At 34.7% G+C, this 10,619-nt stretch carries 15 protein-coding genes; all 15 read left to right on the top strand.

Translation table 11 applies throughout. The annotated features are described in order from the left end of the window. Positions 1-84: 84 nt before the first annotated feature. The 15 genes from BN358_RS14570 (at position 85) to recO (ending at position 10,607) form a co-directional block, all read left to right on the top strand. A complete protein-coding gene (locus BN358_RS14570; protein WP_019229333.1) occupies positions 85-1,104 on the top strand; it encodes a helicase HerA-like domain-containing protein in 1,020 nt (339 codons plus the stop codon). A gap of 15 nt (positions 1,105-1,119) precedes the next feature. Next, positions 1,120-1,548 carry an Rrf2 family transcriptional regulator gene (locus BN358_RS14565; RefSeq protein WP_019227112.1) on the top strand — a complete coding sequence of 143 codons (429 nt, stop codon included), beginning with the start codon at positions 1,120-1,122 and terminating at the stop codon, positions 1,546-1,548. Between the two features lie 19 nt (positions 1,549-1,567). Next, positions 1,568-1,924 (top strand): YraN family protein, encoded by a 357-nt coding sequence (locus BN358_RS14560; protein WP_019227111.1) that lies wholly within the window; start codon positions 1,568-1,570, stop codon positions 1,922-1,924. Positions 1,925-1,999: 75 nt separating this feature from the next. Beyond that, positions 2,000-3,331 carry a tRNA (N(6)-L-threonylcarbamoyladenosine(37)-C(2))-methylthiotransferase MtaB gene (gene mtaB / locus BN358_RS14555; RefSeq protein WP_019227110.1) on the top strand — a complete coding sequence of 444 codons (1,332 nt, stop codon included), beginning with the start codon at positions 2,000-2,002 and terminating at the stop codon, positions 3,329-3,331. A gap of 24 nt (positions 3,332-3,355) precedes the next feature. Then, entirely contained in the window at positions 3,356-3,697 is a 342-nt protein-coding gene (locus BN358_RS14550; RefSeq protein WP_019227109.1) for a histidine triad nucleotide-binding protein, read from the top strand. Positions 3,698-3,802: 105 nt separating this feature from the next. Further along, a complete protein-coding gene (gene rpsU / locus BN358_RS14545) occupies positions 3,803-3,988 on the top strand; it encodes a 30S ribosomal protein S21 (protein ID WP_019227108.1) in 186 nt (61 codons plus the stop codon). A gap of 12 nt (positions 3,989-4,000) precedes the next feature. Beyond that, the gene (locus BN358_RS14540; protein WP_019227107.1) at positions 4,001-4,444 is read left to right on the top strand and encodes a GatB/YqeY domain-containing protein; all 444 of its coding nucleotides are present in this window, start codon (positions 4,001-4,003) and stop codon (positions 4,442-4,444) included. Between the two features lie 108 nt (positions 4,445-4,552). Beyond that, the gene (locus BN358_RS14535) at positions 4,553-4,831 is read left to right on the top strand and encodes a YabP/YqfC family sporulation protein (RefSeq protein WP_019227106.1); all 279 of its coding nucleotides are present in this window, start codon (positions 4,553-4,555) and stop codon (positions 4,829-4,831) included. 2 nt (positions 4,832-4,833) lie between these two features. After that, the gene (locus BN358_RS14530) at positions 4,834-6,054 is read left to right on the top strand and encodes a sporulation protein YqfD (RefSeq protein WP_019227105.1); all 1,221 of its coding nucleotides are present in this window, start codon (positions 4,834-4,836) and stop codon (positions 6,052-6,054) included. Next, positions 6,055-7,014, top strand: a complete 960-nt coding sequence (locus BN358_RS14525) for a PhoH family protein (protein ID WP_019227104.1) — start codon at positions 6,055-6,057, stop codon at positions 7,012-7,014. Continuing rightward, the gene (ybeY, locus tag BN358_RS14520) at positions 7,014-7,466 is read left to right on the top strand and encodes an rRNA maturation RNase YbeY (protein WP_019227103.1); all 453 of its coding nucleotides are present in this window, start codon (positions 7,014-7,016) and stop codon (positions 7,464-7,466) included. The genes BN358_RS14525 and ybeY overlap by 1 nt, the downstream gene beginning before the upstream one ends. Before the next feature lie 17 nt (positions 7,467-7,483). Continuing rightward, positions 7,484-8,581 (top strand): DUF3048 domain-containing protein, encoded by a 1,098-nt coding sequence (locus BN358_RS14515; protein WP_019227102.1) that lies wholly within the window; start codon positions 7,484-7,486, stop codon positions 8,579-8,581. Between the two features lie 13 nt (positions 8,582-8,594). Further along, entirely contained in the window at positions 8,595-8,987 is a 393-nt protein-coding gene (gene cdd, locus BN358_RS14510) for a cytidine deaminase (protein WP_019227101.1), read from the top strand. 19 nt (positions 8,988-9,006) lie between these two features. Further along, positions 9,007-9,897: a GTPase Era gene (gene era / locus BN358_RS14505; RefSeq protein WP_019227100.1), complete on the top strand. Its 891-nt coding sequence runs from the start codon at positions 9,007-9,009 to the stop codon at positions 9,895-9,897. Further along, positions 9,894-10,607: a DNA repair protein RecO gene (recO, locus tag BN358_RS14500; RefSeq protein ID WP_019227099.1), complete on the top strand. Its 714-nt coding sequence runs from the start codon at positions 9,894-9,896 to the stop codon at positions 10,605-10,607. The genes era and recO overlap by 4 nt, the downstream gene beginning before the upstream one ends. Positions 10,608-10,619: the final 12 nt, after the last annotated feature.

The raw sequence follows: 10,619 nt of genomic DNA, 5'->3' as shown, positions 1-10,619 counted from the left end.
TTGTAAAATAGTATGCATATTGGTAAAATAATATAAATAAACGATGAAGATGAAAGGAGAAATTATGTTTTCTGATAATAAAGTATGGATAGGGGAGATAATGCAAAGGAATATACCCTTGACTACGGCAACATATCTTCTCAAAGCATTGGAGCCATTTTAAGAAACATGATTGCCCTTGAAGACCAGGGAGGAGAATATTTCTTTGGTGAACCTGAGCTTGATTTCAATGACTGGATGAAAGTTGACTCAGATAATAAAGGCTACATAAATATCTTACACAGTCCTAGACTATTTTTAAATCCTTCTTTGTATTCAACATTTTTATTGTGGATGCTGTCAGAGCTTTTTGAAAATCTTCCTGAGGAAGGAGACTTGGAAAAGCCGAAAATGGTATTTTTCTTTGATGAAGCACATTTGTTGTTTGAGGATGCTCCAAAGATATTGCTTGATAAAATTGAACAGGTGGTACGACTCATACGCTCCAAAGGAGTCGGAGTATATTTTATAACTCAAAGCCCTACGGACTTGCCTGATGATGTTCTATCTCAGCTTGGAAACAGAATTCAGCACGCCTTAAGAGCGTATACTCCCGCTGAAAGAAAAAAAGTTATTGCAGCTGCTGAAACTTTCCGCCAGAACCAGAAATTCAGCACAGTTGAAGCAATAACAGAACTTGCCACAGGAGAAGCTTTAATTTCCATGCTTGATGAAAAAGGAAGACCTTCTGTTGTAGAAAGAGCTTTTGTACTGCCTCCTCAAAGTAAGTTCGGAACAATTGATGATCTATTAAGAAATCAAATTATTGCAGGCTCAAAATTATACAGCAAATATTCAGAGGAAGTGGACAGAAAATCAGCATTTGAAGTTATTAGGGAAGAAAAAAGAATACAACAGGAATACATTGACAGTCAAAAAGAAAGAATAGAAAAACAAAAAATAAGAGAACAAAAAGAAAAAGAAGCAAAAAAGTATAAAAAAAACAGTAAAAAATCCAACAGGATGACACCTACCGAAAAGGCTGCAAATTCAGCTATGAGTGCCATCGGAAGAGAAATAGGAAAGTCGCTCATAAGAGGAATTCTTGGTTCCTTGAAAAGATAGCGGCAGGGTGAAAATATGAAAATATCAACAAAAGGCAGATATGGTCTGCGTGCAGTAATGGATCTGTGTATCAATTCAAACGGTGATTATGTTTCATTGATTAGCATTGCAGAAAGGCAGAATATTTCAAAAAATTATCTGGAGCAGGTTTTTTCCGCTCTGAGAAAAACAGGAATAGTAAAAAGTGTAAAAGGTTCACAGGGAGGTTATCTTCTTAACGGCAAGACATCAGAAGTGACCATAGGAAACATATTAAGAGCACTTGAAGGCGATTTGTCAGTTGTCAAGGAAGAACAAAGCAACAGTAAAATCGAACATTGCATTAAAATGAATTTATGGGACAAAATAGACCAGAAACTGTACCAGATAATTGACAACATGACTCTGGAAGATTTAATCAACGAATACAACAAGGGTACGGATTCCATGATGTACTACATTTAAGGCATATTGTGAGGTTCCTATGTACGATAAGAACAAGGGATTTGAATATGAGAAAATTGCTGAAAAATACTTGCTGGAAAATAATTTTAACATCAAAAATAGAAATTTCTTCTGCCGCCTTGGGGAAATAGATATAATCGCAGAAAAAGACGGTGTTACCCACTTCATAGAAGTTAAAGGAAGAATAAATACAAAGCACGGCTATCCCAGAGAAGCTGTAACTCCTTACAAACAAAGAAGAATTATTTCTGCGGCAAAATATTACCTTATGCAAATAGGAAGGGATGATATTTTTTGCCAGTTTGACGTTGTGGAAATAATTCAGGAAGAAAATTCAATTAACATTGTAGAAAATGCTTTTTGGCTTTCATCTTGAAAGTTTTGACCAAGTATGTTATTATCTAAAAGTTCCTTAATCAAATGAAGGACATATCATATTAGGAGAAGAAATTTGAACAACAAAGATACAAATAAAAAATATACAGTTTCATTTACTACATTAGGCTGCAAGGTAAATCAGTTTGAAACCGAAGCAATGTCAGAACTTCTTGAAAAAGAAGGCTTTGAAGTTGTTCAGGAAAGTGTCAGCGACATATATATAATAAACACATGTGCAGTTACAAATGAAAGTGAAAGAAAATCAAGACAATTTATAAACAAGGCAAAAAGAGTTAATCCAAATGCAATTGTTGTAGCTGTTGGGTGTAGCGTCCAGCTTCACGGTGAAAAAATAAGCAAGGATACAACTGCTGACATTATAATAGGAACAAAAAACAAAGGAAACATCGGAAAATTGCTTAAAGAAAAATTATCCCACATGGAACAGGATTCAGAGGTTATAATTGAAAATTTCCATGGACAGGAATGTTTTGAAGAATTAAAAATAAGCTCTGTCCATGACAAAACAAGAGCCAACATAAAAATACAGGACGGCTGCAGCCAGTTTTGCTCTTACTGCATAATTCCTTATGTGAGAGGTCCTATAAGAAGCAGAAACCACGACGACATAGTGAAGGAAGTTAAAGACATTGCAGCAAACGGCTACAAGGAAATTGTTCTAAACGGTATACACATTTCTTCATACGGCAAGGAAATAAAAGAGCAGGATGCCCTTATAAAGCTTATAGAAGACATGAATAAAGTTGAAGGAATTGAAAGGATAAGACTTGGTTCACTTGAACCAAATCTTATAACAGAAGATTTCATCAGACGATATTCATCTCTTGAAAAAACCTGTGACCACTTCCATTTGTCGCTGCAAAGCGGAAGCAATTCTGTTCTTGAAAGAATGAACAGAAAATACACAGCCGAGCAGTATAAAAATAATGTGGAGCTTATAAGAAAATATATGCCTCATGCCGGAATTACAACTGACATAATTGTGGGCTTCCCCGGAGAAACTGAAGAGGAATTTAATGAAACAATGGAATTTGTAAAAGCAATACGTTTTTCCAGAATCCATGTGTTCAAATATTCCATAAGGGAAGGAACAAAAGCTGCAGAAATGACTAATCAGGTTGACGACATGGTTAAATCTGAAAGAAGCAAGGTTTTAATTGAGCTCGGCGAAGAAGTATCCAACGAGTTCATGAAAAAATATGTGGGAAAAGATGTGTCTGTGCTCGTCGAAACTGAAAAAACAGAAAATTTATTTGAAGGATACTCAACAAACTACTTGAAAGTTTTGTTAAAAAGTGATATTAATATTAGAAACACAATAGTTGATGTTCATGTGAATAATGTTGAAAATGATTATTTAACGGGTGAATATACGGCTATTTGATTATAATATATGAGAGGTGAAAAAATGGATTGCATATTTTGCGCAATTGCAAACAAAGAAATACCATCACAATTAGTATTTGAAAATGATAATTTAGTAGCCTTCAAAGATTTAAATCCTCAGGCGCCTGTACATATACTTGTAGTACCCAAAATGCATATTTCTTCAATGAACGAAATTACAAGTGAAAACAGTCATATAGTAGCAGAAATATTCGAAGTTATTAATAAAATTGCTGAAAAGGAAAATATTAAAGATTCTGGATACAGAGTTATCAGCAATTGCGGCGAAGACGGATGCCAGTCTGTAAAGCATCTGCATTTCCACTTAGTTGGTGGAAAAAAATTGTCAGAAACTTTATCATAAATTTCTTGCATTTACTTATTCTATGTTATATAATAAATGAGTGCTATTTCAAACTCGCTGGTGTCTTGGACATACAGTAGTAGAAGACGAGGGGAGGGTAGCAAAATGACAGAGGTAAAGGTTAGAGAAAACGAGTCTATCGATAATGCTCTTAGAAGATTTAAAAGACAATGTGCACTTACAGGTGTTATGTCTGAAGTAAGAAAAAGAGAGCACTATGAAAAGCCAAGCGTTAAGCGTAAAAAGAAGGCTGAAGCAGCTCGTAGAAAGAAAAACAAAAAAGCAAGATAAAGAGGTGAAAGTATGCCTTTAAAAGAGAAACTCATGGATGACCTTAAAGAAGCCATGAAATCTAAAGAAAAAGTCAGAAAAAATGTTGTTACAATGGTAAGAGCAGCTGTTAAACAAAAAGAAGTTGACAACCGAGTAGAATTAAGCGATGACGATGTTCTGGATATAATAGCTAAACAAATCAAACAAAAAAAAGATTCAATTACTGACTTTGAAAAAGGCAACAGACAAGATCTTATTGATCTTACCAATGAAGAAATCAAAATACTATTAGAATATTTACCGCCTCAACTGTCAGATGAAGAGCTTGAATCGATTGTTAAAGAAGCAATCGAAACAACCGGCGCTCAGACCAAAAAAGATCTGGGTAAGGTAATGGCTCTCATAATGCCTAAAACAAAAGGCAAAGCTGACGGCAAACACATAAATGAAATCGTGGCTAAATATATAAAGTAGGTAAAGACCCCGAAAATAACGGGGTTTTTTTATTTGTACCAAAACGCGTATCATAGTATTCCATAAACAAGCATAATTTATTGTAAGGATATATGGAGGGAGGACAGTATGAGCAAATTTAACAATTTTAGAAGCTATCTGGCAGACAATCTGGAAATTCCAAATGATGCGTTTTCGGACAATTTTGATCTTCGAATGCACGGCAACAAAAAAGTAATAATTGAAAACCACACAGGAATTATAGTATACGAAGACAATGAAGTTGGAATAAAAACCAATGAGCAGAACATTTTGATAAAGGGTTCAAAATTTAAAATAGAAGAAATTAACAGCTTTAAAGTTATAGTAAAAGGAGAAATAAAAGAAATTATATTTAGCAAGGAGTAAATATGCTGATATTTAAGTTGATGTATTTAATAAGGGGCTATGTACTGGTTCGCCTAAAAGATGCAAACTTCGAAAAAATCATGAATTTACTCAGAAAAAAAGGAATTGTTATGTGGGATATTGAAAAGAAAAATGACGAAATCAAGTTTAAAATATCCTACGATGATTACCGAAAATACCAGGACATTATAAAAGAAACTAAGATGGAAACAATAAAAAAGAAGGGATTTGCACTTAATTTAAGAAAAATTAAGGTGCGCAAGGGATTTGTTGCAGGCATTTTCATACTTTCCATATGCCTTTATCTTTTGTCTTCTCTTGTATGGAATGTTGAAGTAATAGGAACAAACAATTTAACTGCAAAAAAAATTAAATTGGTTCTAGAAGAAAATGAAATAAAGGTTCCTGTATCTCAGGGAAGTCTTGAGACAAAATCTATTGAAACAATGCTTTATAAAAATTTTGACAACTTTAAGTTTGTTGAAGTCTATGTGGAAGGTTCAAACCTGATCATATTTGTAAAGGAAAAAAATATAGAACCTGCAGAATTCAAGAACAATGAGCCCTCAAGCATCGTATCAAAGAAAAATGCAATCATTAGCAAGGTCATAGCTAAAAGCGGTCAGCCTGTAGTAAAAGAAGGAGACGTTGTTTATGAAGGTCAGACGTTGATTATGGGCATTATAAAAAATAAAAATTCCGAAGAATTTGTAATGGTTCCATCGGACGGAATTATTTATGCAAAGACATATTATAATTTTGAAATGAAAGAAGAAAAAATACGGGATGTGAATATATCAACAGATAGCAGCAAAGTTCGTTTCTTCTTGAAAATTAATGGTAAAAATGTTAAAATAATAGGTGACAAAGCACCATATGAAAATTATACTTATAAAGAGAGAACAATTGCTGTTCCCATACTGTCAAGTTTAACTAATATAAAGATTGTAAAAAGTGTATACTATGAAGAGACTGTAAAAAAAATCGAAATAGATGAAAATACGGCTCAGAATAAAATGAAGGTTGCCATGTACGACGACCTTATAAAAAAATGCAATAATGACTCAAAAATATTGAAATCATCCATAAACTTCACAGAGGATGACCAGTTTTATTATTTAAGAGCACAGATAGAAGTTATGGAAGACATTGGCGAATCGGTAAAAATTTATCCCATGACTGATGCACAAGACGAAATAAATGAAGAAAACCAAGGAGGATAAATGGAGTTATTTGAAGAAAGCATAATACTGTCGGGTGAAGATGATTTAATCAGACTTTTGGGAATACACGACAAAAACATTAAAATAATAAAAAGTTATTTTGCTGTTAACATTCTGGTGAGAAACGAAGAGATTAAAGTAACCGGCGAAAAGTCTAAAGTTGAATCCGTGAGCAAAATATTGAAAGATATGATAAACGTAATAGATACTGAAGGAGAAATAAGCGACCAGAAAGTAGTCTATCTCATTGAAGCAAATAAAACAAATTACAACATAGATTATAATGAAATTTTAAAGGATGTCATTGTAACATCAGCATCAGGAAGAGTCATAAAAGCAAAAACCGTGGGACAAAAAAGATATATCGACATGATAAACAATAAGGACATAACATTCGGCATTGGCCCTGCAGGTACAGGAAAGACATATCTTGCAGTTGCTGCCGCTGTCAATGCGTTCAGGAAGAAAGAAGTCGAAAGAATAATTCTTACAAGGCCTGCTGTTGAAGCAGGAGAAAAGCTCGGGTTCCTGCCTGGAGATTTGCAGGATAAAGTTGACCCGTATTTAAGACCTCTTTATGATGCTCTTTTTGACATAATGGGAATTGAAAACTTCATGAAAAATGTTGAAAAACAGCTGATTGAGGTTGCTCCTCTGGCATACATGAGGGGAAGAACATTAGATTCATCATTTATAATTCTTGATGAAGCTCAAAACACAACAAATGAGCAGATGAAAATGTTCCTGACACGTCTTGGATACGGCTCAAAAGCTGTTATAACTGGAGATATAACTCAGATAGACCTTCCGGGAGACAAGAAATCAGGACTTAAATCCGTCATCAATATTTTAAAGGATGTGGAAGATATAGGATTCATGTTTTTCCACACATCAGATGTTGTAAGACACAAGCTTGTGCAGGATATTATAAAAGCATATGAAAGATTTGAGGCCAAATAATGATAAGTGTTTTATTTGATAACAGACAAGACATAATGGAAATTACAGAGGCTAATGAAAAGGCAATAGAAACTGCTGTCGAAACAGTCCTAAAGGCAGAAAATCAGTCAGGGAACTATGAAGTCAGCGTTTCTTTTGTCTCAAATGAAGAAATAAGAAGTCTTAACAAAGACTTCAGAAATGTTGACAGCGAAACAGATGTATTGTCATTTCCTATGGATGACGATGATGAATTTGACGGCGTTATAATCCTGGGTGATATTGTCCTTTCAACTCAAAGAATAATTGAACAAGCCAATGAGTTCGGACATAGCCTTGAAAGAGAAATGATTTATCTTACGGTCCACAGTATGCTGCACCTCCTTGGATATGACCACATGACAACTTCTGAAAAGGAAGAAATGAGACAAAGAGAAAAAGAAATCATGAAAGAACTTCAGTTGTTTAAATAAATTGCAAAGGATGATCCATGATAAAAAAGACTTTTATTGTTTTAATTATTGCAATGCTTTTATTTGCAGCAGCATGTTCAAAGAAAACTTCTGTTTCTGAAAACCCGGCGGAAGAAGCAGTTCCTTCCGAAGAAAATACATCGGGTGAAATGGAAATAATAGATTCTGAAGAAAATGCTGAAGACAAAACAGATGAAGATAAAGGCAAGGTTGTTTCTCCTCTTGACGGGCTTAAATATTTTCCCGAACAACTTAAAAATCGTCCTGTGGCTGTTTCAATTGACAACCATCCGGATGCCAGATGGCAAGCAGGACTTTCTCAGGCTGAAATAATATATGAGTTTGAAGTTGAGTATCCATACACGAGGTATCTGTGTATTTTTCATGCTCAAGAGCCTGAAATGATAGGTCCCGTGAGGAGCGCAAGGCCTTATATAATTTATTATGCAATGGAAAATGACGGAATTTTTGTCCATGTAGGCGGAAGTGAAGACGCTTTTTCAGAAATTGACCGCCTTGATTGCCCGGATGTTGACGGGCTTTATTCAGGAGCCATGTGGAGATATTACGACACTGGAAAGAAGGCGCCTCACAACATGTACACAACTGTTAAATCTATACGTGATGAGGCAGCTTCATACGGTTACAGAAAAGAAGGTAACTTTGAAGGGTATCTGTTCAATGAAAAGCCTCATAACATTTCAAAAGATTACAAAGACATCATTTCTGCACAAAATATAAATATTACATATAATAAAAGCAACACAACCAGCTATGAATATGACAAAGAGCTTCAAGTATATTTAAGGTTCAAAGACGGTCAGAAGCATGTTGATGAACTAGATAAAAAACAGCTCAGTACAAAAAACATAATAATTATTGAAACAAAAAAAAGTGTGCTTGACAGCGCAGGAAGGCTGTATATAGGCACAGTTGGTGAAGGAAGAGGTATATACATAACAAATGGTGAAGCAGTTGAAATAACCTGGAGCAAAAGCAAAGAAGCTTCAAGGACTAAATTTTACTCAGGAAATGAAGAAATAAAATTAAATCCGGGCAATACCTGGATACAGGTTGTGAATTTTTTAGACAATGTAGAAATAGAAAAGAATTAAAAAGGCGGGTATTATGGAAGATAAACTATTGATAAAAATTGCCATGGAGGCCAGGGAAAAATCATACAGTCCATATTCTAACTTTAAGGTAGGAGCAGCCGTATACACTAAAAGCGGAAAAATTTTCACAGGATGCAACATAGAATCTGCAGCGTTCACTCCAACCATATGTGCAGAGAGAGTTGCTCTTTCAAAAAGCATATCAGAAGGATACAAAGATATAGAAAAAATTGCAGTTGTGGGAAGTGATAAGAAAATTTCTTTCCCATGCGGTGTGTGCAGGCAGTTTCTTAGAGAATTTGGTAGAGATATAAAGGTTATATGTGCTAAAAATATAGATCAGTACGAAGTACATACATTGGAAGAACTTCTCCCGAACAGTTTCGGGCCGGAAGACTTGGATTAACAAAAGAAAGAGGGAAATAATGTTTAAATCAGGATTTGTAACAATAATAGGCAGACCAAATGTTGGGAAATCAACATTGATGAACACAATGATAGGTGAAAAAATTTCAATAATGTCAGATAAGCCACAGACAACTAGAAATAAAATTAGGACTGTATACACTGACGAAGAAGCACAAATAGTATTTCTGGATACGCCGGGAATTCACAAGCCAAAAAATCAGCTGGGCGAATTTATGAACACTGAAGTTGATGCTGCTCTTGAAGAAATGGACGTATTAATTATGATAACAGACGAGTTCAATAAAATAGGGCCTGGTGACGAGTTCATAATTGAAAAAATCAAGAATGTCAATTCGAAAAAAATACTTATTATAAACAAGGTTGACATGTTTGATCAGGCTGGAGCAATTCGCATGGCACAAGAATTCGGAAAATACAATGTATTTGACGATATTATTCCCATATCAGCACTTAAAAATCTGGGAGTTGATTCGCTTGTAAGCATCATAAAAAAATATTTAAAGCCTGGACCCATGTATTTTCCCGGCGATTTTATAACAGACAGACCGGAGCGTTTTGTTGTTGCAGAAATAATAAGAGAAAAGGCGCTTATGTATCTGCAGGATGAAGTTCCCCATGGAATTGCCGTTGAAATTGAGGAAATGAAGGAAAGAAAAAACAGGAATCTCGTTGACATAAGAGCCAGTATTTTGTGTGAGAAAAAATCACATAAAAGCATTATTATAGGAAAAGAAGGCAGAAAGATAAAAGGCATAGGTAAAAGTGCCAGGGAAGACATAGAAAAACTCCTTGGAAGTCAGGTGAATCTGCAGCTTTTTGTTAAAATTTCAGAAAACTGGCGCGACAACAATTATCTTTTAAAAAGCCTTGGCTATGATCAGAAATGATAACCGAGGATGTTCTTGTTGTCAGAGATGTAAGCTACAAGGAGAATGATAAAATTCTTCACGTTATTTCAAGAACAAGAGGCAAAATTCAGCTCATGTCAAAAGGCTCCAAAAAGCCTAACTCACATCTTGTCAATGTGTCTCAGATTTTTGCATATTCAAAATGTTCTCTGACATTTTCAAGGGATATGTATATAATAACATCGGCAGAACTCATTGATAATTTTTACGGACTTAAAAACAATATCGATTCATATTACAGAGGAAGCTACATTCTTGAGCTCATAAGCTATGTGGCTCAGGAAAATGAATATGATTACAGAATTTTTGACATGACTGTGGCGGTTCTTGGATACCTTGCAAACAGCGTGGAAAATCTTGATAAGCTTGTTGCTGCCTATGAACTTAAACTTGCATCAATGCTTGGGTACAAGCCGGACTTTGTTCACTGCATTTCATGCGGCAAAACAATTAAGGAAGATGCGAGGTTTTCAATCAGTGAAGGAGGCTTGTTCTGCAGCGACTGCGTAAAATATGGAAACGGTATAAATGTCACTTATGGTGAAATACTAACTTTGGATAAAATTTTAAAGACAAAATTTGAAAATTTAGGCTCAATTGAAGTAAATATTAAATCTATGAATATAATCAGAAAATTTTTGTTTTATTACATAGGGAGAGATAATTTTACTACATTGAAGCTCATTTAAAAGGAAGGTAAA

The organism is Sedimentibacter sp. B4 (assembly GCF_000309315.1).
Lineage (GTDB): Bacteria > Bacillota > Clostridia > Tissierellales > Sedimentibacteraceae > Sedimentibacter > Sedimentibacter saalensis.
This window is presented reverse-complemented; position numbering and strand designations above follow the sequence as displayed.